The 25264-nt window shown below is 38.3% G+C and carries 16 protein-coding genes and 2 pseudogenes; 4 read left to right on the top strand and 14 right to left on the bottom strand.

Annotated elements, in window-relative coordinates:
• Positions 1–63 precede the first annotated feature (63 nt).
• The 6 genes and pseudogenes from NSQ59_RS06860 to NSQ59_RS06835 form a co-directional block, all read right to left on the bottom strand.
• Positions 64–1305, bottom strand: a complete 1242-nt coding sequence (locus NSQ59_RS06860) for an ABC transporter substrate-binding protein (protein WP_055738737.1) — start codon at positions 1303–1305, stop codon at positions 64–66.
• A 179-nt stretch (positions 1306–1484) separates the two neighbouring features.
• Positions 1485–3611 (bottom strand): amylo-alpha-1,6-glucosidase, encoded by a 2127-nt coding sequence (locus tag NSQ59_RS06855; protein WP_055738736.1) that lies wholly within the window; start codon positions 3609–3611, stop codon positions 1485–1487.
• A gap of 26 nt (positions 3612–3637) precedes the next feature.
• A complete protein-coding gene (locus NSQ59_RS06850; RefSeq protein WP_055738735.1) occupies positions 3638–5263 on the bottom strand; it encodes a glycoside hydrolase family 13 protein in 1626 nt (541 codons plus the stop codon).
• A gap of 67 nt (positions 5264–5330) precedes the next feature.
• A complete protein-coding gene (locus tag NSQ59_RS06845) occupies positions 5331–6359 on the bottom strand; it encodes a LacI family DNA-binding transcriptional regulator (RefSeq protein ID WP_055738734.1) in 1029 nt (342 codons plus the stop codon).
• Between the two features lie 264 nt (positions 6360–6623).
• Positions 6624–7074: pseudogene (locus NSQ59_RS06840) on the bottom strand (GNAT family N-acetyltransferase).
• A 66-nt stretch (positions 7075–7140) separates the two neighbouring features.
• Positions 7141–8187 (bottom strand): annotated as a pseudogene (locus tag NSQ59_RS06835) (NAD(P)/FAD-dependent oxidoreductase).
• A gap of 131 nt (positions 8188–8318) precedes the next feature.
• Between NSQ59_RS06835 and NSQ59_RS06830 the strand changes: the two are divergent.
• The 4 genes from NSQ59_RS06830 (at position 8319) to NSQ59_RS06815 (ending at position 12125) form a co-directional block, all read left to right on the top strand.
• A complete protein-coding gene (locus NSQ59_RS06830; RefSeq protein ID WP_340830342.1) occupies positions 8319–9119 on the top strand; it encodes an ABC transporter ATP-binding protein in 801 nt (266 codons plus the stop codon).
• Positions 9116–10036, top strand: a complete 921-nt coding sequence (locus tag NSQ59_RS06825; protein WP_340830340.1) for an iron-hydroxamate ABC transporter substrate-binding protein — start codon at positions 9116–9118, stop codon at positions 10034–10036. Before NSQ59_RS06830 ends, NSQ59_RS06825 begins: the two co-directional genes overlap by 4 nt.
• Before the next feature lie 71 nt (positions 10037–10107).
• The gene (locus NSQ59_RS06820; protein ID WP_083489230.1) at positions 10108–11112 is read left to right on the top strand and encodes a FecCD family ABC transporter permease; all 1005 of its coding nucleotides are present in this window, start codon (positions 10108–10110) and stop codon (positions 11110–11112) included.
• Positions 11109–12125 (top strand): FecCD family ABC transporter permease, encoded by a 1017-nt coding sequence (locus tag NSQ59_RS06815; RefSeq protein WP_055738729.1) that lies wholly within the window; start codon positions 11109–11111, stop codon positions 12123–12125. Before NSQ59_RS06820 ends, NSQ59_RS06815 begins: the two co-directional genes overlap by 4 nt.
• Positions 12126–12368: 243 nt before the next feature.
• Here NSQ59_RS06815 and NSQ59_RS06810 read toward each other — a convergent pair whose 3' ends face one another.
• The 8 genes from NSQ59_RS06810 to secA all read right to left on the bottom strand — a co-directional run bounded on the left by NSQ59_RS06810 (position 12369) and on the right by secA (position 24614).
• Positions 12369–15479: a beta-N-acetylglucosaminidase domain-containing protein gene (locus NSQ59_RS06810; RefSeq protein ID WP_340830337.1), complete on the bottom strand. Its 3111-nt coding sequence runs from the start codon at positions 15477–15479 to the stop codon at positions 12369–12371.
• 451 nt (positions 15480–15930) lie between these two features.
• A complete protein-coding gene (locus NSQ59_RS06805; RefSeq protein ID WP_340830335.1) occupies positions 15931–17217 on the bottom strand; it encodes a murein hydrolase activator EnvC family protein in 1287 nt (428 codons plus the stop codon).
• A gap of 151 nt (positions 17218–17368) precedes the next feature.
• The gene (ftsX, locus tag NSQ59_RS06800) at positions 17369–18253 is read right to left on the bottom strand and encodes a permease-like cell division protein FtsX (RefSeq protein ID WP_055738722.1); all 885 of its coding nucleotides are present in this window, start codon (positions 18251–18253) and stop codon (positions 17369–17371) included.
• Positions 18243–18929, bottom strand: coding sequence for a cell division ATP-binding protein FtsE (ftsE, locus tag NSQ59_RS06795; protein ID WP_055738721.1), 687 nt, complete (start codon positions 18927–18929; stop codon positions 18243–18245). The genes ftsX and ftsE overlap by 11 nt, the downstream gene beginning before the upstream one ends.
• A 410-nt stretch (positions 18930–19339) precedes the next feature.
• Positions 19340–19687, bottom strand: a complete 348-nt coding sequence (gene cccB / locus NSQ59_RS06790) for a cytochrome c551 (protein WP_055738720.1) — start codon at positions 19685–19687, stop codon at positions 19340–19342.
• 54 nt (positions 19688–19741) lie between these two features.
• Positions 19742–20608 (bottom strand): YitT family protein, encoded by an 867-nt coding sequence (locus tag NSQ59_RS06785; RefSeq protein WP_340830330.1) that lies wholly within the window; start codon positions 20606–20608, stop codon positions 19742–19744.
• Positions 20609–20841: 233 nt separating this feature from the next.
• A protein-coding gene (gene prfB, locus NSQ59_RS06780) for a peptide chain release factor 2 (RefSeq protein WP_152982355.1) occupies positions 20842–21943 on the bottom strand; the annotation gives its coding sequence in 2 pieces (ribosomal slippage) (positions 20842–21870 and positions 21872–21943; 1101 coding nt in all).
• A 157-nt stretch (positions 21944–22100) separates the two neighbouring features.
• Positions 22101–24614: a preprotein translocase subunit SecA gene (gene secA, locus NSQ59_RS06775; protein WP_055738717.1), complete on the bottom strand. Its 2514-nt coding sequence runs from the start codon at positions 24612–24614 to the stop codon at positions 22101–22103.
• Positions 24615–25264 lie beyond the last annotated feature (650 nt).

Genomic DNA, 25264 nt, shown 5'->3' with positions numbered 1-25264 from the left:
TCCTAACAGAAATGAGTGAAACAAATGCAAACCGCTGAGGTTTGCATTTGTTTCAATTTCAAATTATTGTTGTGATTGGCTTTCAACTGTTTGCTGAGCTTGTTTCAAGACTTTTTCCGGAGATAATCCTTTTAATGCACCTTGTTCGGTAGCTTTGTTAATCGCATCTACAAAGTTTTGTCCGTAAGTACCAAATTGATATGGAGTGGCACTTTTAATCCCATTTACAAATGCCTGATATTCTGGATTTTTATCCAAGAATGCACTTTGTTGGCTGACACGAGATGGAATTGCAAGTCCTGAATCGGCCGTCATTTTTTCCGCTTCTTTGCCTGTCATAAAGAATAATAATTTTGCTGCTTCTTTTGGATGCTTCGTTGACTTTGCCATTGAGTAGCTTACAGTGTACGTCATATTACCGCTTTTTCCATCAGCAGATGGGAAATCAGAAATTCCAAACTTCACATTAGGAGCTGAATCTGCCATAAACGGAAGGACCCATGCACCTTCAAGAGCCATTGCTACTTTCCCTTGAGAGAACGGCACGCCTGCCCAGTCACCACCTAAATCCTTTGGTGGAACGATGTTTTTATTATGAATATTATCTAAAAAGAACTTAAGACCAGCTACGTTTGAAGAATCGTCCAATGTTACTTTATTTGCCGAGCTATCATAATAGCTTCCACCAAATTCTGTAATAAAAGGATAATAACGTGCGACATCAATTGGCATGGAAAGCGGCGCAATCCCTTTGGATTTTAAGATTTCTGCATCCTTGATCAGCTCATCCCATGTTTTTGGTGGCTCAGAGATTCCAGCCTTTGCAAATAAATCTTTATTATATTCTAAAGCCATTGTGTTATAGTCTTTTGGCAATCCATATGTCTTGCCTTTCCATTGAAACGCTTCCAAAGCTGCCGGTGCGAAATCACTTGTATCTACTTTTTCTTTCTTTATATAATCGTCAAGTTCTGCTAATACCCCGGAATCTTCCAGTGTAGGTGCATAAGAAGCATCCACATAGAAAATATCTGGAGCCGTTTTAGACGCTAACATCGGCTGTAATGCTTGTAAATAGTCCCCTGTTATGACCTGTTCTTTTACTTTAATATTTGGGTTCGCTTTTTCAAAAGCAGCGATTTGCTTATCTACTAATTTCTTCTCTGCTGGACTAGATGCCCACATCCCCAGTTTTAATGTTACTTTTCCACCATCGGTATTACCGCTGCTGTTCGAGCTGCATCCTGCTATTAACCCTACACTCATCACAACTGCTGTAGCTGCTCCTAGTAATCTACGTTTCATACCTTTTCCCCCTTTGAATAAGTATATGATTGTTTGAAACATTTTCATAAACCGCTTACATTTTTCAATATACACCGTATACTCTTGAGTAGTCAATATATAACTTTATTTAATAGAATAATATTTCCACTCTCCCAAATTTTTAGATATTTGAGAGAGTAGTAATGAATATTCCCCTTTTATGCCTCTATTTGCATATCGAATCCAGTAGTATTTTTTAAGATACTGAATGTTGTCTGGTCCTGTTCGGTTCTCTGTAAAAGGATACTTATCGTTCCGCCTGCAATACGTATATTTTCGATTTTAAGCTCCGCTATTCCAACTGGCAAAACAGGATTGATAGAAATAATCCCTTTATTAGCATTTGGAACCAAACCTAAGATCGCTTGCAACGCCAAAATAGGTGTGCCTGCAGCCCACGCTTGCGGGGAACAGGATACCGGATATGGAATTGGCTTCTTTGTTTCACTCTCTCCAAACCCTGTAAACAGCTCAGGCAGGCGCATGAAAGGAAAATAGGATGCTGTCTTTAATAAACCTCCTGTTAAAGTACGAACTGCATCTTTACGGCCATATTTCTGCATTCCAGAAAGGATTAAAGAATTATCATGAGCCCAAATAGAACCATTGTGATAACTAAGCGGATTATAGCCAATTTCCTTAGATGACAAGGTACGGATTCCAAACCCATTAAACATGTCATCTTCCAGTAAGCGATTTATTAATTTGTCTGCATATTCTTTAGGCAGGATGCCTCCCCAAAGCACTTGCCCGGCATTAGAAGAAATACTCGCAACTTTCTTTTTCTCGCCATCTAATGCAAGTGCAACGGCATGGTCGTCTTCCATCCAAAATTCCTTCATAAAATTAGTCTGCAGGTTTTTTGCCTTTTCAGCAAAATCTCTGCTAAGTATATCGTTTTCTAGCAAAGCAAAAATATGAGACCATTGCTCATAAGCTCTATATGTGTATGCTTGGACCTCACTTAGCGCTATGGGACCTGTTGCAAGGGTACCATCTTTGTGAACGTTGGAATCACCGGAATCCTTCCATCCTTGGTTAGCAAGTCCTTTACTGGCTTCCTGATAATATTCGACAAAGCTATCTCCGTCACGATCACCATAATTTTCAATCCATTCGAAAGCTCGTTCTACTGTAGGTAACAAATCCTTAATAAATTCGATATCTCCAGTCCATAGCAAATATTCTGCGGCCAGTATTAAAAACAAAGGTGTCGCATCGATTGTTCCGTAATAAGGACCGAATGGAAGCTCTTTTGTTCTTGTAACCTCTCCTGCACGGAGTTCATGCATAATTTTACCTGGCTGTTCATCACGCCAAGAATCGACTTTCGTTCCTTGAAATGCAGCCATTGTCTTTAATGTTCCTTTTGCTACTTCCGGATGGGCAGAAAGAAGCTGAAAAGCTGTAATGAGACTGTCGCGGCCAAACGGTACAGCAAACCACGGCACTCCGGCGACTGGAAAGGAACCATACCCAATATCCGTTAATAGCATACGGATATCTGCTAAACCTCTGTTATACCAAGTTTCGAAACGATCATCACCAACTACTCTTGGTGCTCCTTCTTCCCAAATTTGATAAGACTTTTCTACATTACTTTGTTTTACTTGAAGAGTGGCAGATAAATGATCCGTAAGCTCAGCGAAATCTACTGCAATAATATAATTCAAAGTATCATGTCCGCCAATGGAGACTTGCTTTGATAGCCTGATAGAATCACCATGGTTTTCTATAGTGAAGAAGTCCTTTTCCCCATTCAACAACTCTCCGTGAAGATATACCTTGCTTTCCACCCCATCCTGAGCCACATGCGACAGCTTTAAAGAATTTCCTTCTATAATGACGGTTCGTTCATTTATCTTGCCTTTACTTGCAAATCCTCGTACTTGGAACATGTCCAGAAAATCAGCATCCGTATCATATTGTAATGTCAGCTCAATCGGATTGCCTGAGTAATTATGAATGGACACCTCCTCGAAAAAGGTCTTCCCGTCAACAAACTGTTTCCTTGTTACAAGGAGGACTTCTCTTGGAATTTTTATCGTTCCATTCTCTGCTAATTCACGATTCGTGTAGCGATAGATTCCTTGATAGTTATTGGAAACATCCGAATCTAGAGGGACTAAAACATTTGGACACACGCCAAAGCTAAATTTCGAAAGAATCCGAGTATCCTTTGTATATAGACCATACCCAAAATAATTTTGATCAGACTGCGGAATGTTACCGTTTTCATCTGATAGGTAAAATAAATCATTTTCCTTAATGACATGGAAAGCCATTCCTATTCCCCCCTGTTTCGATAAATTTAAAAGATAAGCCTATAAATTCGAGCTTCATAGGGTCTTAGATTTCTCCAATCCTCTTTACCCGAATAGTTAGATAAAATCAATTCATACTTGGCTCTCTGTAATGTTTCCGGAATCTCGAATATAGAGCTTTTATCAGAGTGATTCAACAAAATTAACCAGCATTCGGAATCTAACTTTCTTGTATAAGCATATATGCGAGGATCATTATTCGATATATCTTGATAATCTCCGTATATCATTACTAGATTCTGTTTTCTTAATTGAATAAGATTCTTATAATAATTTAAGACGGAATCCTGATTGGCCGATTCATTCTCCACATTAATTTCCTTATAATTAGGATTTACTTTTATCCAAGGTTTTCCCATTGAAAAACCTGCATTTTTCTGATCAGACCATTGCATAGGCGAACGTGAATTATCCCTAGCCAAAGGCTTTAATTCTTCAAACACCTCAGAAGGATTCCTGCCCTTTGAAACTTCCTCTTCATATTTATTATGGAATGCAATATCCTTGTAATCTTCAATATTTTGATAATCAACACCAGTCATGCCGATTTCTTCCCCTTGATAAATATATGGGGTTCCAGGCAAGGTATGGATCATTGTTGCAAGAAGCTTGGCAGATTCTACTCGAAATTCATTATCATTCCCATATCTAGTTACCTGCCTAGTATGATCATGATTATTTAAAAACTGAGAATTCCAGCCTTTTTTCCATAAACCGGCATACCACCTGTTTTGAATATCTCTATATCTCTGTAAATCCCAATCTGGCATTTCATCACAAACTTCAAAATGAAATAAGCTATGAAGTTCATTGCGGTCTTCTCCAACATATTTCACACCATCATCAGGGCCGACAAAAGCAACTTCTCCAACCGTTAAAATATCATAGCGATTTAATACTTTCTCATTCAATTCCTGTAAAAAAATATGAATTCCTGGATTATTAGTCAGGTAACGAATATCATCTGGATTTTCTGCATTTGGAAACCCATCTTGTTTTTTTAATAAGGCGATGGCATCTAATCGAAATCCATCAATCCCCTTGTCTAGCCAAAAGCGCATCATTTTATATATTTCTTCCCGTAATGTCGGGTTTTCCCAGTTTAAATCCGGTTGTTCTGTTGCAAAGGAATGAAAATAATATTCATCCGTTCTTTCATCATATTCCCAAGCAGACGGCGTAAAGTACGAACGCCAGTTGTTTGGCGGATTCCCATCTTTTCCGGGACGCCAAATATAATAATCTCGTTTCGGATTATTTTTGGAGGAACATGATTCGAGAAACCATGGATGCTGATTAGATGTATGATTCACAACTAAATCCATCATTAATTTCATTCCTTTAGCGTGTACTTTTTCTAACAATTCATTCCAAATTTCAACGGTACCGGCCTTCTTCATAATGGAATAATAGTCACGAATATCATAACCGTAATCAATATCTGGCGAATCGTAACAAGGATTTAACCAGATAACGTCGACACCTAAGTCTTTTATATAATCAAGCTTTTCTATTACCCCTTGTAAATCTCCGATACCATCTCCATTTGAGTCATAGAAACTTCTCCAGTACACTTGATATACAACTGCTTCTTTCCACCAAGTTCGTTTCAACTATATTAACTCCTCTGCAAAATACGAAGTCTGCAATACTGCAGACACCACTTTTAAATTGTTTGTATTAATCAGGAACGATAATGCGTACGGATTCCCGTTCAACAATATGATGGGATACATAATGAATACTGTTGTCTATACTTGTTGATTCATCTTCCATACATTTTAATAAGTGTGATACAGCAAATTCGCCGATTTGTTTCAAGGGCTGGGCCACTGTCGTTAAGGTCGGAGTACTCATTTGGCAAATCCTTAAATCATCAAATCCCATGACAGAAATATCATCTGGAACTCGAATTCCTTTATCATGGAGGCATCTCATTGCTCCGATTGCCATCTCATCACTTGCAGCAAAAACAGCCGTCAATTTGTTAGTACTTTGTTTCTCCAACAACCTAGCCATTGCCCGGTACCCATCTTCAAATCGAAATTCCCCATATTCAATCGCCTCATCGGAAATAGGGATAGAAGATTGCTGTAACGCTGCCTTATAACCAGTTAAACGAGTTTTTCCAGCAATAATATCTGTAGTCGGTCCTGAAATCATTCCGATTCTTTGGTGACCGCGGGAAATTAAATAGGACACAGCATCATAGGCAGCCTTGTAATCATCAACACGGAATGATTTTAATGGATATGTACCATAACTTTGTGTTAATGCTAACACTACTGGAACATCTAACCGGGAAAGGATCGCATCATAGTCACTTGTTATGGGGCGACTGGTGAAAATAATCCCATCAACCTGATGCTGTTTTAAAAATGTAAGACCCTCTTGAACTCTGTATTCACTGTGCTGGGAATCAAAAAGCAACACTTTCATATTATTTTTTCTTGCTACTTCTTCTATCCCTACATAAAGTTCATTGAAGAAAAAGTCTGAAATTCCTGGTACAATTAAACCAATCGTATTTGTTTTTTGGACACTTAAGCCACGAGCGATGGCATTCGGTGAGAAACCTAATTTGTCGATCGTCTCCTGCACCTTAACCTTTGTTTCTTCCCCCACCAGCTCAGGGGTATTTATTACTCGTGATACAGTAGCAGGTGAAACATTAGCCGCATTTGCGACATCACGTATTGTAATCTTCATTTAGCCATTTCTCCTAATTCAAAAATGAAACATTTTCATAAAACGGTTTCATGAAAATTATATTTAAAAAATTTGGTACTGTCAATTTAGTCTATTAAGAATATGTATGTCTTCTCATTGGAAAATTTTTTAGTAGAAAACTATTGGACTAGTATGAGCAACACAAAGAAAAGTCCTATGTTCTGAAACATAGGACTTGTTGAATTCAAATTTGATATATAAAAACAGCGAATCAGATTAATTGACTTAGGAACAAATTCATTATTAACTTACTTCTAACTCCATAACAACCCCAAAAACAGGTCCTGAATCATCTACTTCCCCATTAAGATAGAATCCAAACTTTTCATATAGTTTTTGAGCAGGATAATTATCCGGATGGAGACTTAAATAAATTTTTCGGCATGAAAATTGCTGTTTCATTCTTTGAATTAATAACGGTAAAAAATGCTTTGCATATCCATTTCCTTGATAGCGCTGATCAATCATAAATCGATCCAGCCATGCACTCTGCTTTATTGGAGATGACCAACATGGCATAACCGACTAATGTTTCGTCGTCATACAGTCCTACTGAAATCCATTTTTTGTCATACTGCGACTCTGCCAGCGAATAGGCATTGCTTTCAATAAATGGCGCTTGCTGTTCAGACACCGCTAATTCGGCAACTGAACGCCAATTTTCTTTCGTTACTTCACGGATGTGAAGAGACATATTTCCATCTCACTTTCTTGTTTTTAAGCAATTCCGTTCCGTATACTCCTGCCATAAATTTATACATTATTTAACAATTTCTTGAACGAGCTTTCTGTTCTTCTTATAAAACACTTCATTATGGGAAGATACCATGGCAATGGAGTCAGCCGTCGGATCAATAAATTGCTTTGCTTTATTAACAGCGTTTGCTGCATCCTGAAATGCTCCGGCAATTAAATTCAATTTTCCATCATGCTTTAAAATATCACCAGCTGCAAAAAGACCGGGTACCTAGGATTCACTCATCGATGTACCATCAATGTAAAATTGCTCTGCTAGTTCAATATTCAACTCACTATTATTCAACAAAGCTGCATCGATATCGAAACCATGATTAACTACAACTTCATCGACTTCTACCTCTGTCACTTCCCCAGTGAAACAATGTTCCAGTTGTACACGCTCAATTCGATCTCCACTTCCGGCGATTAATTTAGCAATCCGAGTTTGGGCAAGACATTCTGCAGAACTGCACTGTAATTGGCTTATTTGCGATTCATGACCCGTTAAGCAAGCTTTTCGATGTGTTACATACACTTTTTTCGCAATCGGCTCCAATTCATTTGCCCAATCAATGGCCGAGTTTCCTCCTCCAGAAATTAAAACAATTTTATCTTTAAAATACTTTAAGGATTTTACTGTATAATGCAGATTCGAAACCTCAAAGCGTTCAGCACCTTCAATATTCAGTTTTTGATGCTTGATAATCCCGCTGCCAATTGCAACAATTACCGCTTTTGATATATGCTCGTTTCCAGATTCCGCTTTTAAAATAAATAATCCGTCTTCATTCTTTGAAATAGATACAATTTTTTCATTTAGGACAACCTCCGGGTTAAATGTTAAACCTTGTTCCACAAGCTGATTTATTAATTTTGCTCCTGGAAGAGGTGTATGCCCTCCGACATCCCATATCATTTTCTCCGGATAAATATGTATTTTTCCACCTAGCTGTGATTGATATTCAACAATCTTTGTTTTCATTCCTCGCAAACCACTGTAAAAAGCAGAATAAAGTCCAGCTGGCCCTCCGCCCAAAATCGTTACATCAAAGCATTCCAGTTTGCTCATTTTTTTCACTCCAATATATTTATCTCTCTTTAAAAAAGTTTATTGACAAAAAGATTGAATCACTTTATAGTGACATTGTAACTGATAATGATTATCAATATCAACAAAATATTTTTATTGGAGGCATCTTCATGGTCCACCTTTATACAGATCATGTACATATTGGTTATGGTGAGCGTTCCATTGTAAAAGATTTATCGATTGAAATCCCTGTAAAAAAAATAACCACCATTATTGGGTCAAATGGCTGCGGGAAATCAACTCTTTTGAAAGCAATGACGCGAATTATTCCACATCAATCAGGTTCCATTATTCTGGACGGGAAGAGCATAACGAATGTGGATACAAAAAAATTGGCTAGTAAACTAGCAATCTTGCCGCAAACACCTGAAAGTGCAGCAGGACTGACTGTTGGAGAATTAGTTTCTTACGGCAGGTTCCCCTATCAGAAAGGCTTTGGCCGCTTGTCGAAGAAAGACTTGGAGGTCATAAACTGGGCATTAGAGGTTACCGGGATAACAGAGTTCAAGTTTCATCAAGTGGACTCATTATCCGGCGGCCAGCGTCAGCGTGTTTGGATTGCAATGGCATTAGCCCAGGAAACAGAAATGATCTTTCTTGATGAACCGACCACTTATTTAGATATGGCTCACCAATTAGAAGTGCTGGAGCTATTGCAAAAGCTTAATAAGGAGCAAGAAAGAACGATTGTTATGGTGCTGCACGATATTAATCAAGCTGCGCGTTTTTCCGATTACATCATTGCATTAAAGAGCGGGCAAATAGTGAAAGCAGGCACCAGTGATGAAGTAATTAATCAACAAGTACTTAGAGAAGTATTTCATATTGATGCTGATATTGGTCTGGACCCGAGAACAAATAAACCAATCTGTGTAACTTACAATTTATTAAAAGGAGAATATGCAAAATGAAAAAGAAGTTTATTCCGTTTTTACTGTTAATTGTTGTTCTCATGTTAGGAGCATGTTCCGGTACAACAGGTAAAAAATCCGCTGAGGAAAAAGAAAATAAAAAGGATACCATTACATACCAATCTGAAAACGGACCCGTTGAGGTTCCCGCTCATCCTAAGAGAGTAGTCGTTTTATCAAGCTTTGCCGGAAATGTGATGTCACTTGGCGTTCATCTCGTTGGCGTAGACTCTTGGTCTAAAATGAATCCTAATTTTAAAGACAAATTAAAAGGTGTTGCGGAAGTTTCGGATGAAAATTTAGAGAAAATTATTGAACTGAATCCGGACTTAATTATCGGTCTCGACAACGTAAAAAATCTAGATAAGCTGAAGAAAATCGCTCCTACTGTTGTCTTTACATACGGAAAAGTAGACTATTTAACACAGCAAATAGAAATTGGCAAGCTATTAAACAAGGAAAAAGAAGCGACTTCCTGGGTAAATGATTTCAAAAAGCGGGCACATGAAACTGGCGAACAAATTAAAGCGAAAATTGGGACTAATTCAACGGTTTCTGTCATTGAAAACTTCGATAAACAGCTTTACGTATTCGGAAATAACTGGGGTCGAGGAACAGAAATATTATATCAAGAAATGGGGCTGAAAATGCCTCAAAAGGTGGAAGAAACTGCTTTAAAACCTGGTTATTACGCCATTTCACCGGAAGTACTTCCCGAATATGCAGGCGATTATGTTATTTTCAGTAAAAACAAGGATGGAGATACGTCCTTCCAAAATGCAAAAACGTACAAAAATATTCCGGCTGTGAAAAACAAGCATGTCTTTGAAGTCGATGCAAAAGCATTTTATTTCAATGATCCGTTAACATTAGATTATCAACTTGATTTCTTTAGGAAGGCGTTTCTTGGCAATTAATAGATAGATTATCAGAATGAGGGTGGCACATTTTTGTCGCCCTTTTTCTCAGAAAAGTTAGGTGTCATATAATGAAAACGAAAAGTGTAAAATCTGATTTTACTAAATTTATAATGGGAATTGTTTTGCTCCTTATGACTTTTATAGCAGCGATGGTGTTCGGTGCTGCGAAGACAGGGTTAAGTGAGGTTTGGCATGCAATTGCCACGAATAAAACCTCCGAAACGATTACCATGATTCGCGAAATCCGTCTTCCAAGAGAAATAGGTGCTATATTTGTTGGTGCTGCCCTTTCTGTTGCCGGGGCTATTATGCAGGGATTAACAAGGAATCCGTTAGCAGACCCGGGGTTATTGGGGTTAACGGCGGGAGCAAATGCTGCTCTAGCTCTCACCGTTGCACTGATTCCATCCGCCAATTATTTTATGATTATGATTGCCTGCTTTATTGGGGCTGCCGGTGGTGTCTTAGCTGTGTTTGGAATTGGAGCAATAAGAAAAGGCGGATTTTCCCCCCTTCGTATTGTCTTAGCGGGTGCTGCGGTTTCTACTTTTCTGTACGGGGTAGCAGACGGCATTGGTCTCTACTTTAAAATTTCAAAGGATGTATCCATGTGGACATCAGGCGGTTTACTCGGTACAACATGGAATCAGCTTGAGCTGATTATTCCTTTTATCATCGTTGGTATCGTGATTTCTATTTTTCTGTCAAAACAGTTAACTATTTTAAGCTTAAACGAAGATGTCGCGATTGGTCTGGGACAAAATATTACACGAATTAAAGCTATTCTATATGTTATCATTGTCCTTCTTGCAGGTGCAGCTGTTTCCCTTGTTGGAAATCTAGCTTTTATCGGCTTAATGGTGCCACATATCGTTCGGCAAATCGTTGGAACGGATTATCGCTTTATTTTGCCGATGTCAGCTATTTTCGGAGCTTCCTTCATGTCTTTAGCTGATACTATCGCACGCACGATCAATGCACCGTATGAAACACCGATTGCTGCCATAGTATCGATTATCGGACTTCCCTTCTTTCTATTTATTGTTCATAAAGGAGGGAAAGTACTATCATGATGCATCCTTCTGTTGTTAGAAAGCAGCGAATTATCTTAGCTATTTTATTTTGCTTAACTATTATTACTACTGTGATTGGAATGACTACTGGTTATGCTCCAATCGCTTTTAATAGAATCCTGCCTATCTTAAGCGGGGATGGAACCTTTAAAGAAGATTTTGTTCTATTTTCCATACGCTTGCCGCGAATCTTGATTACCTTATTATCAGGGATGGCTTTAGCAGTATCTGGAGCTATTTTGCAAGGTCTTACAAGGAATGACCTAGCAGACCCGGGGATTATCGGGATTAATTCTGGAGCTGGAGTTGCTATTGCGGTTTTTTATTTATTTGTTCCTGTTGAGGCGCATTACTTTGCTTTTGTACTTCCGATAGTTGCATTTATCGGTGCCTTTTTGACAGCGATTTTTATCTATATTTTTTCCTATAATAAACGGGTAGGTTTTCAGCCTGTAAAATTAGTACTTGTCGGTGTAGGATTTTCCATGGCGCTTTCAGGTGCTATGATTGTATTCATTTCCGGGGCTGAAAGAGAGAAAGTGGATTTCATTAGTAAATGGTTATCGGGAAATATATGGGGAACAGATTGGCCTTTTATATGGGCGATTCTGCCTTGGATCCTGGTTCTTATCCCATTTACACTGTTTAAATCCAATCGTTTGAATATTTTAGCGTTATCTGAACCATCTGCAATTGGAGTGGGGCTGAATCTTAAAAAGGAAAGATTTGTTTTGCTGCTTACAGCTGTGGCACTCGCAGCATCTGCCGTCTCCGTTACCGGAGGAATTGCTTTTATCGGACTTCTTGCCCCGCATTTGGCCAAATCTCTCATTGGCCCCAGAAGTCAATTATATATGCCGATTGTGATTCTCATGGGCGGTTTGATATTACTAATATCAGATACAATCGGGCGAAATCTTGCCGATCCAGATGGCATCCCTGCAGGAATTGTTACTGCCTTAATTGGTGCACCTTATTTTTTATATTTATTGTTGAGGGAAAAACGCGTTTAATGTGGTGGAGGGAACGGGATACGCTTCTTCAGTCGAGTCTTTTTTCTAATCTCGTGAATCTTGCTCGTATTCTCGTGAATATGTTACTTAATCTCGCGAATCTTGCTTATAATCTCGTCAATTTCGCTCCTAATCTCGCGAATTAGGACTATAGACCTAAATATGAAATGGTGGACGGATCCCTCTTCTCATTCATATCACAATAAATTGGGATAAGGGATCTACACCCCCTATCCCAATTCACTACTTTTTATCAATTTTAATCTCATATATGGATGGAGCTTTTCCTTTTTGCCAATCTATTTTCAAATCCAAAACTTGCGGAAGTTTATTTGTTTGGAAGAAGTGATAACCTGCTGAAATGGTTCCGAGCTTTCTCCAGCCCTTAGTTGTTCGCACCGATATTTTACCGCTGGATAAGCTGTTTGGATCTTCCAAAATCGTAATTCCCGTTACTTTCTTTTCTGCTTCCCCAATATGATAAAGGATTTGGCCGGCATTTTTTCCTATAGGCTCGAACTTCGTTTCCAAATTCCCATCAATCAAATTATCCTTGGTGTTTCCTGCTTTATTCACCGCAGGAGTTGTAATGGTTGGATCGTTTAGTTCAGGATAGTACTGACCGTCGTTAATCACTAACTCTTGTAATCTAACCCATTTATCTGATCCTGTTTTGGTTCTTGTAACTTTCAATCTTATATACTTGATTTTTTGATTTAAATTTTTGACCTCTTTTACTCGATATGGATCTTCAAGTTTATCAAAAATCGCATCAATTTGGTCATCATCTGTTACTTCTCCCACATTTTCACCACTTTGACTTCCAAATGTCATCACCGTAGTCCATTGGTTTCCATCTAAGGAAGCCTCTAATACGGCGTGTCTAGGATAGTCATGCTCCGTCTTTGTAATAACGGCTTTTAAATTATGCAAGGTGATTTCCTGCCCCAGATTATAAGTTATATACTTTCCAGCGATCTGACTATTTTTAAACCATGCTGGAGTCGAATAATCACCATCAAAGAGAGCGAGAGGATTTTCAACACTTGTATAATTAGTTTCTTTTACGGATTTTGGTTCCACCTCGTAGGATGTTACCTTTAATGTTCCCAATGTAAACTGAACTGGCTTTGCTTGCTTGTTCAATAGCCTTACATATCTGGCATCTGCAGGCTTCTTACCTGCCTTTTTCCATTCGATGCCATTAAGTGATGTTTCTAATATTAAACCTTTTGCGGAAGGTGCTTCGATATTGGTTATATCTTTTACTCTGTTTAACTTTAAGCCTAGGTATTGGCCTTTGTTCAGCTTAATAGGTGCTGCATTATTTATGGAAGTGACCGTTTTTTCTTCTGTAAGCTGCAGGTTTTGATAAGCTGCAACATTTGTAAAAATGCTTGCCTTTGTTTCTTCTTTTTTAATATCAAGAAGTTTTGTTACTTTTGGCGTAATTTTATTCTGTAAATTATCGGTGAACGGCTGCAGCCTTTTTTTCGCAGGCTTTGTTTTCATCGTCCCATTTAAAATTGGTCGATCATAGTTTAAGCTTTGCTTACGTAAGGTGGTTGCTTTTGAAAAATGGTTCCATGTATCTGCTTTATTGCCTGATTCGATGGCAAGGTCGGTTTTGATAAATTCAATATCCGCAAGCACCATATCTCTTAATGCTTTCACAAATGGTGTCAGCTCTGTTTTTAACTTTTTATTTTTCGTTTTAGCTAAAAATCCATTTGCAGCATTTGCAATTTTTTGGAGCTGGTCTTTTGCCTCTGGTGCAACATCTTTTATCGATTCCCCATTATTCACTTTGGAAGTGATGGAATCTAATAAACCTTTGATATCTTCACTCTCGGATAAAGCAAGGCCGTTAGGATATGCATCAGACATATGCTTCGCTAAAGTATGAAGCTCTTCTGTTGCATTCGGTTCAATATATTTAAAGCTGTCATTCCAGCTTTTATCAGCGTTGAAGGTTTCTGTATTCCATGTATAATCCGCAAGAGCAAATAACGCTATTTTAGATGCTTCCGCTTCCTGCATTGGGTTTGTTACCGCACCCGCAAGATTTTTAATTCCAGGCTGCAGCATTTCCCCTTTTCCTAAAAATACACGTGACATATCCACATCATTGACCGGCCAGTTTAGCCAGAACAATGGATCTCTTCTCACCACACCACCATTGCTGCGATTTTTGAAGGTATCAATAGTAGACTGCTCAATTGGTGCACAGGTCGTGGATCCAGTCCAGAAAATTTGTATGTTTTTAGGAAATCCTTTTTCATAGGCATTCAACTCAGCTGGATTCCATGCCCAGCTGGAATTATAGCTTGCCGGACAATATAAAATATCATAGACATCTCCTTTTTCCTTAGCCCAATCAGATACTGAGTTCATCAATTTGACAACATAATCGGTTGGTAGACTGCCGACGTCATCCCCTAAAACACCAAATTGGCGAACACCAACATCGTATAACTGATCGAATTTTGCCAGCATCTTATCGGTATTTTCCTTCAGTTTCAGCATTGGGTCACCGCCTGATTGAGCAATCCTTGCAACCTCACCTAATGGTGAAATAGTCCAAACAAAGCGAGTTTTATTTTCATTCCCGACTTGTGCCATTTCTTTAATTTCTGCTAATTTTTCCGCGGGATATAACTCATCCCATTTTTCTCTGTGATATGGATCATCTTTTGGCGCAAAAATATAGGATGTCATTTTAAAATTACCGCCAAATCTCATTAATGACATGCGATCCTCGTTGCTCCATGGGATTCCATAATATCCTTCAATGAATCCTCTAATTTTGGTATTTGCATAGTCTTGAATGGTTAGATTTCGTACTTCTTTGTTTTTAGCTTGAGACAAGATTGCGTTTAGAGTCACCACACCGTAAAAGCTTGCATCTGAGTCTTTTCCTAAAATAGTAATGGTATTGTTCTGAATGTCTAAATCATAAGCATCAATCTTTGAAAAATCCATTCCTTCGCTGCTTAGATTGTTGGTTGCGTAAGTATCTACAGGGCCGCTCGAGTTCTTTGTACCAACTAAAAGATTGATTTTATCTTTAGCAGGTTTCGTTCCTGTTCTTGGGGCTTGGTAGTCATTTTGTTTCAACACGTTTTCAACTTTTTTCTTAGTTACGGAATCTATGGTGTCGTCGTATATTACTTGAATAGGTTTGTTTAATTTCATCGTCCCATCGTGGTAGGTCACTTGGTGCGGTACTGGGTATATTTCATACTCTTTTGGAGAATGTTCTTTTGCAGAGACTATTTGTGTTTTAAAAGTAATGACAGTACTTAATATCATCGTAAAAATTATACCTAAATGAATCCAAAATCTTTTCTTCAATTACCATCCCTACTTTCTTTATGATTTTTTTCTCCTTTCAAGGCTTTCCTGATCCACACACCTCCGCATGTTTCATTTTATATAATTGGCTTTTTTAACTTGGTTATGTTAATAGTCACACGATTCAATGAGCCCGTTGCGGCTAGGTTTGCCTATGTATTAGAGTCGCAACAAAATCTTTTTGAAAATAAAAAGGCACAGAAAACAACCGAGAATGCTCTCGTATTTGTTTTCCATGCCTAGTATGACCTAGTAACATGAAACCAATTATATACTGAAATTTTAAACGCTTACATAATAGGAGGTCAATAGGATATGGATAATTTGGTAATAACTTACTAGTGATAACCATGTATGGCAGGAAGAAGGTCATTAAAACAAACTGGGATAAGGGACCCACTCCCTTATCCCATAAAAAATACCACATCAATAATGATGTGGTATTTTTCTTCTAGAAGTTCACGTAGTTTCTTGGGTTTACTGCTCCATTATGTGGTGGACCTGTCCATGGACCAATATAAAATTCAAAGTGCAGATGCTGTCCAGTGGATTCTCCTGTAGTACCCATTACTCCTATTTGTTGTCCTTTACTTACGGATTGCCCAGCGCTAACAGTGAAATATTTCATATGTGCATATACGGTAGTGTATTGTTGCCCGTTTAAATAATGAGTAATCATTACAACATTTCCATAACTGCTAGAATGATAAGCAGTTGCAACGACACCGTCTCCAGCTGCTACAATTGGTACATTACTTCCGCTGTTTGCTATATCGATTCCTGCATGGAAACCACTATACGTACCAGAACGGTAACCAAATTCTGATGAAATATACCCTGCAGCTGGTCTTGTAAAGTTGCTAGATGAAACTGGTGGTAGATTGGATGAACCTCCACCTCCGCTATTATGTTGCTGATGCTGTTGCTGTTGACGTTGCAGCTGTTGTTGTCTTCTTTTTTCATCAGCGATACGCTTTTTCTCTAATTGAATTGCTTTTTGAATAGCTGACTTTTGCGCAGCTAATACTTTTTGCTCTTCTTGAAGGGAGAATTTATCTTCTTCAAGATGTTTTTTCTGTGCAGCAAGTGCTGTCATTATTTCTTTCTTCTTCGCTTGCTGTTGATTTAATTGTGATTTCATCTGTTGAAGGTCATTAACCATACCTTGAAGAGCATTTAATTTTTTTTCAACATCTGCTTGTTTTTTCTCTAAATCCGCTTTATCTTTCTTTTGCTGATCGATGATTTCTTTATCTGCATTAACGAGAGTAGTCACAGCTGAAAGGCGATCAATCAAGTCACTTATACTTTCTGATTCCAAAATAACATCCATATAATTGACAGAACCGCCATTCGTTTGCATCGCACGTGCCCGTTGCTTTAATAACTGATCACGTTCTTCAATTCTCTTTTTCAACGATTCAATATTCTTTTTCAATTCGGCTATTTGCTCTTTAGTGTTGCTCACTTGTAGTTGCTTTTCTTGAATCTTATGATCTGTACTATTAATCTCAGCTTCTATTTGTTTCATTTGGCTTTCTAAATCCATTTGTTGCCCATTAATATTCGAAATCTGCTTATCCTTCTTTTGGATACTAGAATTTACATTGGAGCGTTTGTCTTCTACTTGTTTCTGTTTGTTCTGTAAATCGGAAAGCTTAGAAGCAAATGCATTTGAATGATAGGTAAGAACTAGAGGCAAAATTAGCACAATAGAAAATAACGAACGTTTCTTCAATGAATAAACCCCTCTCACTCTTTCCAAGCTAATATGTATTATATCTAGAACGAAAAGTATCTTCTCTTTATTTCCTACTTTCCGTTCATGATGACTGTCTTACTTGAAATATGTTATATGTTTTATTTATTTGAAACTAAATCGAACTCATTTACACTTTTAAATAACGGCGAATGGACATCGTACTTCCCCATATACCAATGAAAACACCGATGACTAAAAGAAGTGCGCTCACTTCAAACACAAACGGACTGAAGTTCAAGATTTGAATAAATTGGCCAACTAATCTTGGAGCAATGATTTTATGTGCGTAATAATAACCGACTGAAACAATGAAAATCGGCAATATCGAGCCCAGTACTCCGAGCCAGATACCTTCCATTACTAACGGCCAGCGGATAAACCAGTTTGTTGCTCCTACTAATTTCATAATCTCAATTTCTTTTCTTCTTGCAAAAATTGTAATTTTAATAGTGTTAGAGATTAAGAACATTGCTGTAAATAACAAGCCGATGACTAAAACTAAACCAACATTTCGACTTACTTTTAGTACACTAAAAAGTTTTTCTACTTTCCCTTTACCGTAAATGGCCGATTCGACATGATCCATGTGTTCTATCTGCTTGGCCACTATAGGGGTATCGGTAGGTTTCTTCGTTTTTACGACAAATACGTCATATAATGGATTGTCTTGCTTAAATAATTCGAAGTCCTTCCCCATTTTCTTAATTAAATCCTGCAATTCATGCTCTTTCGAGGAAAAGGTTACGGATTTTACTTGCGGGATATTTTGTATTTGGTTTTGCAAAACGGTTTGATCCTGCTTGTTAGCAGTTAAATCAATGTGGACGCGAATTTCTACATCATTTTCAATATCTGACGCAATCTTGTTCATATTCATCATAATAACGAAGAAGACGCCTACGAGTAATAGTGTAATGGTAACAGCACTTGCTGAGGCAAACATCATCCAGCCGTTACGTCCGAGGCTTTTCAGGCTCTCACGGAGATGACGCTGAAACGTTCTAGCTTTCATATCCGTATTCCCCCCGATTCTCGTCGCGAACGATTTTTCCACCTTCAATTGCAATAACACGATGTCTGATTGCATTTACAATCTCACGGTTATGAGTTGCCATGACGACAGTCGTTCCGCGATTATTAATTTCTTCAAAGATCTTCATAATTTCCCAAGATGTTTCCGGGTCAAGGTTTCCTGTAGGCTCGTCCGCTATCATCACTCGTGGACGGTTTACAATAGAGCGTGCGATGGAAACACGTTGCTGCTCTCCACCCGAAAGCTCGGTTGGAAGCATTCGCGCTTTATGTTTTAAACCAACAAGATTTAAAACGTCCATTACGCGTTTTTTTATGGATTTTGGTTGTTCTTCAATTACTTCCAGCGCAAACGCTACATTTTCAAAGACAGTAAGCGTTGGCAGCAACTTAAAATCTTGAAATACGACGCCAATCTGTCTGCGGAAGTATGGTATTTTACTATTTTTCAGTTTGGATAGATTAATTCCATTTACCATAATGGAGCCGTCTGTCGCTTTTTCTTCCCGGTACATCATCTTAATAAAAGTTGATTTACCTGCACCACTAGGTCCAACGACATAGACAAATTCTCCTTGCTTTATATGCACATTTAATCCATTGGCTGCGATAATCCCATTGGGATACTTTTTATAAACATTTTGCATTTCTATCATCTAATCACCTATCTTTACTGTATTCTTCTTTCTAAGTTGCAGAAAAAATTCTGTATTTCAGTGATTAACTATTTTCGTCAAATTTTGTATTTCTATCAAAAAATAGCAAAAAACATCGTAAATCATCGAAATGAATCACAGAATTATTATAACATCCCAGTAGCAGTAAGCATATTACATTTTTATTTCAATCCGTGAGGTTACATTAAAGTAAAGATATTTTTACTACATATTTATTATGGGGCAATTTGTCATATTAGGCAGTTTTTTTATAAAACATACTTAAAAGTAGGTGTATAATGGCATGAAATTCATATAAAATAGGCACAAAGAACTAATAGGTTAAAAAATACAATCTTGACTATGAAAAAAGACCTGATGATAAACATCAAGTCCTTTTCTTTTAATTATTATTTTTTATTAGATAACCAAGTGGCAATTGTATCTGCATCTTTCCCACTGTATAATCCAGCAGGCATAGCTCCGTTGCCTTTACCATTTTTAATGATGTTTAAAATTTCATCTTTACTATATTTGGAACCGATTTTTTGTAGGTTTGGACCAACATTACCTGCAAGATCTTTGCCATGACATGAAGAGCATTTTGCATCAAAAAGCTTTTGAGCATCGCCCGCATTTGCAGTAGTGGTAGTTTTGTTAGTTGTTTTTTCACTTGTATCCTTTGATTTACTTGAACAAGCAACCATCGCAAATGCAAGCATAACAATCATGATAACTCCAATTATTTTTCTTTTCATCCTTTTTCCTCCTTAGGAATGGAAAATGTTTCTCGCATTTCCATTATAGCAATTCTAACTTTTTTTGAAACCTTCCCCAAGCACTTCAAAAGCATCCATAACGATGACAAACGCAGTCGGATCAAGACTTTTTACTAATTGTTTCAACTTTATGAATTCAGTTTGATCGACCACACACATGAGAACGGGTTTTTCGTTTTCTGTAAAGCCCCCATATGCTGATAGTTTTGTCACACCACGGTCAATTTTATGCAAAATTCCTTCACGAATTTCCTGCTGCTTGTCCGTAATAATTAAAGCTGTCTTAGAACGGCTAATTCCAAGCTGCACTAAATCAATCGTTTTGCTTGTGACAAAAAGTCCAATCAGTGCATAAAGCGCTTTTTCAATATCAAATACGATAGCGGCTGATAATACTACTAGACCATCGATAATAACAACACAAGTTCCAAGAGTTAAACCAGTAAACTTATGAATGATTTGAGCTGCTAAATCAGTTCCGCCGGTTGAAGCCTTTCCTCTAAAAACAATGCCAAGCCCAAGACCGACACCTACTCCGCCAAATAATGCACCTAATAACGGATCATTTGTCCAAGGCTTCATATGTTCCGTTAAAAATACGACAAAAGGCAAAAAGATGGTTCCAACTAAAGTTTTGACTCCGAATTGAAATCCTAAAAAGATAAGCCCAGCAATGAATAACGGGATATTAAATGCCCATTGGACATAGGCTGGCTTCCAACCGAATAATCCATGAAAAATGGTACTTATGCCGCTGACGCCGCCAGATGCTACTTCATTTGGGAGTAAAAAGGCATTAAAGGCTATCGCAATAATGGCAGATCCAATTAATATGTATATGTATTCTAAGATTTTTGATTGAAAGTGATTTGCTGTAGCTTCTCCTCTGCGTTTCTTCATGTACTAATTTCCCTTCTAAGTTGTATAGACTACCGACAGAGAGTATAGCATGGGGGTGATAGGAGTGTCTATAAAGAGTTTTGAATATTTTATGGTCAAGTTTGCATGGTAATAAACTGCAGTATACGAATAGCTGCTCCCGCTTTCGGCGCTATTTTTGCATTCGTACATTTTTAAATAAAAAACTCTCATGCCTAGTGTGCCATGGCATGAGAGTTTTATGTGTATTATGCTTACGAAAGTCGGGAACGAAGGTAAGCATTGATAAATGGATCGATATCGCCATCCATCACTGCCTGCACATTTCCGCTTTCCGTATTGGTACGGTGATCCTTCACCATTGAATACGGATGGAAAACGTAGGAACGGATTTGACTTCCCCAGCCGATTTCCTTTTGCTCACCGCGAATTTCTGCTAATTGCTTTTCTTTTTCTTCGATTTCACGTTGATAAAGTTTCGCTTTTAACATACTCATTGCAGTTTCGCGGTTTTTAATTTGGGAGCGTTCTGATTGACAGGAAACAACGACACCCGTTGGGATGTGTGTAATCCTTACCGCAGAGTCTGTTGTGTTAATATGCTGTCCACCCGCTCCACTTGAACGGTAGGTGTCAATTCTAAGATCTTCCGTTCGAATTTCGATTTCGATATCATCATCAAATTCCGGCATCACTTCGCAGGATACGAAGGAAGTATGGCGGCGGCCTGATGAATCAAATGGGGAAATCCGCACAAGACGGTGAACCCCTTTTTCCGCTTTTAAATAACCATATGCATTGTGACCTTTAATTAACAAGGTTACACTTTTAATTCCAGCTTCGTCTCCGGCAAGATAATCAAGTGTTTCCACTTTGAAACCTTTCTTTTCACCCCAACGAGTATACATTCTAAGAAGCATAGAACCCCAATCCTGTGATTCTGTTCCGCCGGCACCTGGATGAAGCTCCAGAATAGCATTGTTTTTATCGTATGGTTCGCTTAATAGAAGCTGAAGTTCAAATTCATTTAATCGCGTAACTAACTCCTGAAGTTCAGATTCCAATTCAGCACGTAAGTCTGGATCCTCTTCTTCTTTTACTAGATCATGTGTAAGTTCAAGGTTCTCTTGTGTATCAACGAGTTCCTTGTATTCATTCACCAAATCCTTTAAACCATTTGCTTCATTAATTACCTTTTGAGCACCTTGCTGATCATTCCAGAAATTTGGCTCCAGCATGATTTCATCTAATTCAGCAATGCGTGCCTCTTTATTTTCGAGGTCAAAGAGACCCCCTAAAATCAGCTAATTTCACAGCAGTTTTTTCAAGCTCAGTTCTAATTTCAAATAATTCCATATAGTTTCACCTCATGTTGATTTCAAATACGTAAGCACCTTGAACATCTGATGGCGCTGAAGCTAAACGTAGCCCCTGCTATAAACAGCAAGAAATCGGAATCGCCTTGGTTAGTCTGAAGAGACGATTCCGAATAAAAAGCTAGTGTTCATTTATTTTAAAGATTTTTCCCATGGCATTGCTTATATTTTTTCCCGCTTCCGCATGGGCAAAGGGCGTTTCGGCCAATATCCTGTTTCTTACGGACAGGCTTCTTCTTAACGGTTTCCCCATCTTCTTTTGGATTTACCGCCTGGCCTTTCGCTACCTCTTCACGCTGCAGATTATTGCGAATTTCAGCCTTCATGATATATTTAGCTGCATCTTCTTCAATGGCAGTGACCATGCCTTCGAACATAGCAAAGCCTTCACTTTGATATTCACGAAGCGGATCAACTTGTCCGTAAGCACGTAAATGGATACCTTGACGTAAATGATCCATTGCATCAATATGATCAATCCATTTCGTATCAACAGCACGAAGAAGGACAACCTTTTCAAACTCGCGCATTTGTTCAGAACCTAATGATTCCTCTTTTTCATCATAATCCTTTTTCACTTTTTCAAAGATCAGATCCACCATTTCCTCTGGTTCTTTGCCAAGGAAATCGTTAACGGATACAGCACCTTCGTGTAAAAGATTACCGTGAACATAGTCGACAAGTCCTTGCAGATTCCAATTTTCCTCGTCTTCGTGTTTTGGAGTATGAAGTTCAACAGCGCGTTCAATAACACTTTTGATCATATTCTCCACAATGTCACGCAGATTTTCGGAATCGATAACTTCATTACGCTGGTTGTAGATAATTTCACGTTGTTGGCGAAGTACATCATCGTATTGTAATAACTGCTTCCGTGCATCAAAGTTATTTCCTTCTACACGTTTTTGTGCAGATTCCACCGCTTTGGATACCATTTTACTTTGAATTGGCTGTGAATCATCCATTCCTAGCCGCTGCATCATGTTTTTCATATTGTCGGAACCGAAGCGGCGCATCAATTCATCTTCCATAGAAAGATAAAATTGGGTAATACCAGGATCCCCTTGACGTCCAGAACGTCCGCGGAGCTGGTTATCAATACGGCGTGATTCATGACGTTCTGTACCAATAACAGCAAGACCGCCAAGCTCAACGACACCTTCACCAAGCTTGATATCGGTACCACGGCCAGCCATATTCGTCGCAATCGTTACGGATCCTTTTTCACCGGCAAGAGCAATAATTTCTGCTTCACGCTCATGATTTTTCGCATTCAAGACATTATGGCGAATACCTTTTTTCGATAAATATTGGGAAATTAATTCCGATGTTTCGATGGCAACAGTACCTACAAGGACTGGCTGCCCTTTTTTATTGCGCTCTGCAATATCCTCTACCACCGCACGGAATTTTCCATCCATCGATGCATAGATTAAATCCGGACGGTCATCACGTGCAATTGGTTTGTTTGTCGGAATGACAATTACTCTCATATTGTAAATATTACGGAATTCCTCTTCTTCCGTTTTCGCCGTACCAGTCATCCCGGCAAGCTTTTCATACATACGGAAGTAGTTTTGGAACGTAATGGTCGCCATTGTCATACTTTCATTCTGAATTTCTACCGCTTCTTTCGCTTCGATTGCTTGATGCAATCCGTCACTGAAACGGCGTCCCTTCATCAAACGGCCAGTAAACTGGTCAACGATAACAATTTCTCCATCTTGCACAACATAATCCACATCAATATGCATCGATACATTTGCCTTTAACGCTTGATTGATATGGTGATTCAACGTTACGTGATTAATATCGAACAAGTTGTCGATACCAAAGGAACGTTCCGCTTTGCTAATACCTTCCTCTGTCAACTGAACGCTTTTAGTTTTTTCATCATAGGTATAATCTTCTTCTTTTTTCAATGTACGAACGAAAGCATTCGCTTGAATATAAAGATTTGTTGACTTTTGCGCCTGACCAGAAATAATTAGCGGTGTACGCGCCTCATCAATTAAAATCGAGTCAACCTCGTCAATAACCGCATAAAAAAGCGGTCTTTGCACACGCTGCTCTTTATATAAAACCATGTTGTCCCGCAGGTAATCGAACCCGAATTCATTATTGGTTCCATACGTAATATCTGCTGCATACGCTTCTTGTTTTTCTTCGCTAGACATACTGTTTAGGTTCAACCCTACAGATAGGCCTAAAAAGTTATAAAGCTCGCCCATCTCAGTCGCGTCACGGCTTGCCAAGTATTCATTGACTGTTACAACGTGCACTCCTTTGCCAGATAGAGCATTCAAATAAACAGGCATGGTTGCCGTTAATGTTTTACCTTCACCTGTCTTCATTTCAGAAATATTTCCTTCATGAAGGGAAATACCACCCATTAGCTGAACATGATATGGATACAATCCAAGCACCCGGCGCGCCCCTTCACGGACAACCGCAAATGCCTCTACAAGTAAATCGTCTAATGTTTCCCCTTTTTGATAGCGTTCTTTAAACTCCTCTGTCTTGTCACGAAGCTGATCATCTGAAAGCTTCTCCATATCAGAGGCTAACTCTTCAATTTGGTTTGCTAACTTATCAAGACGCTTTATTTCGCGTTTATTTGCATCAAACACTTTTTCTAAAAAAGCAACCATCTATAACGCTCCTTTATCATCAACTGTGAGAGCCTTCTATTAAGGCTCTTTTCTTAAACTATATTGCTTATGATGACGAAAACCTTGTAAATCCCTGTTTGGGCTAGGTTTGACCATCGAATATAAGAAAAGATGCCCCGAAATGAATTCTATATTAGAATTTATAGCCGTTTGACGAGAAACAACGACTATACAGAAACTGTCTCTATATACATTCTTTGCGGAGTAGAAAAAATCCTCTCACACGACTTACCTATTATACTACTTTTTAAATTTTAACATTTTAACCTATGAAGTGACAACCAAAGAGGTGAAATGGATTGTTGGGAAAAGGATGAAAATATAAAATATGGGGTTTCCTAGTGAAAATAGTGTTCCGATATGATCTCGTTGAACTATTTTATTGGTTAGAGGACACACGTTCCGTTATATGTGACAAATCGCCCTAATTTAGTGGTTAAGCGGACTGAGGTTCCGTTATTTACGAAAAAACACAAGAAATCACTGCTTTTTTTGCTGATAGCGGAACGTGTGTCCTCTAACATAGGAAATTAATGCGTTTTGTCACACATAACGGATCTGGTGTCCGCTAAGTATTTTTTTGCGGGAGTTTTGCGGAATTTTTTCTATATTTTGCTGATCTGTCCTTA

The sequence above is a fragment of the Margalitia sp. FSL K6-0131 genome (assembly GCF_038008735.1).
GTDB classification, from domain to species: Bacteria; Bacillota; Bacilli; order Bacillales; family Bacillaceae_C; genus Margalitia; species Margalitia shackletonii.
This window is presented reverse-complemented; position numbering and strand designations above follow the sequence as displayed.

Bases quoted from the DNA above. Each gene is read 5' to 3' on its own strand.
- NSQ59_RS06860 (WP_055738737.1), bottom strand. From the start codon at position 1,305: ATGAAACGTAGATTACTAGGAGCAGCTACAGCAGTTGTGATGAGTGTA.
- NSQ59_RS06855 (WP_055738736.1), bottom strand. From the start codon at position 3,611: ATGGCTTTCCATGTCATTAAGGAAAATGATTTATTTTACCTATCAGAT.
- NSQ59_RS06845 (WP_055738734.1), bottom strand. From the start codon at position 6,359: ATGAAGATTACAATACGTGATGTCGCAAATGCGGCTAATGTTTCACCT.
- NSQ59_RS06830 (WP_340830342.1), top strand. From the start codon at position 8,319: ATGGTCCACCTTTATACAGATCATGTACATATTGGTTATGGTGAGCGT.
- NSQ59_RS06825 (WP_340830340.1), top strand. From the start codon at position 9,116: ATGAAAAAGAAGTTTATTCCGTTTTTACTGTTAATTGTTGTTCTCATG.
- NSQ59_RS06820 (WP_083489230.1), top strand. From the start codon at position 10,108: ATGAAAACGAAAAGTGTAAAATCTGATTTTACTAAATTTATAATGGGA.
- NSQ59_RS06815 (WP_055738729.1), top strand. From the start codon at position 11,109: ATGATGCATCCTTCTGTTGTTAGAAAGCAGCGAATTATCTTAGCTATT.
- ftsX (WP_055738722.1), bottom strand. From the start codon at position 18,253: ATGAAAGCTAGAACGTTTCAGCGTCATCTCCGTGAGAGCCTGAAAAGC.
- ftsE (WP_055738721.1), bottom strand. From the start codon at position 18,929: ATGATAGAAATGCAAAATGTTTATAAAAAGTATCCCAATGGGATTATC.
- cccB (WP_055738720.1), bottom strand. From the start codon at position 19,687: ATGAAAAGAAAAATAATTGGAGTTATCATGATTGTTATGCTTGCATTT.
- NSQ59_RS06785 (WP_340830330.1), bottom strand. From the start codon at position 20,608: ATGAAGAAACGCAGAGGAGAAGCTACAGCAAATCACTTTCAATCAAAA.
- secA (WP_055738717.1), bottom strand. From the start codon at position 24,614: ATGGTTGCTTTTTTAGAAAAAGTGTTTGATGCAAATAAACGCGAAATA.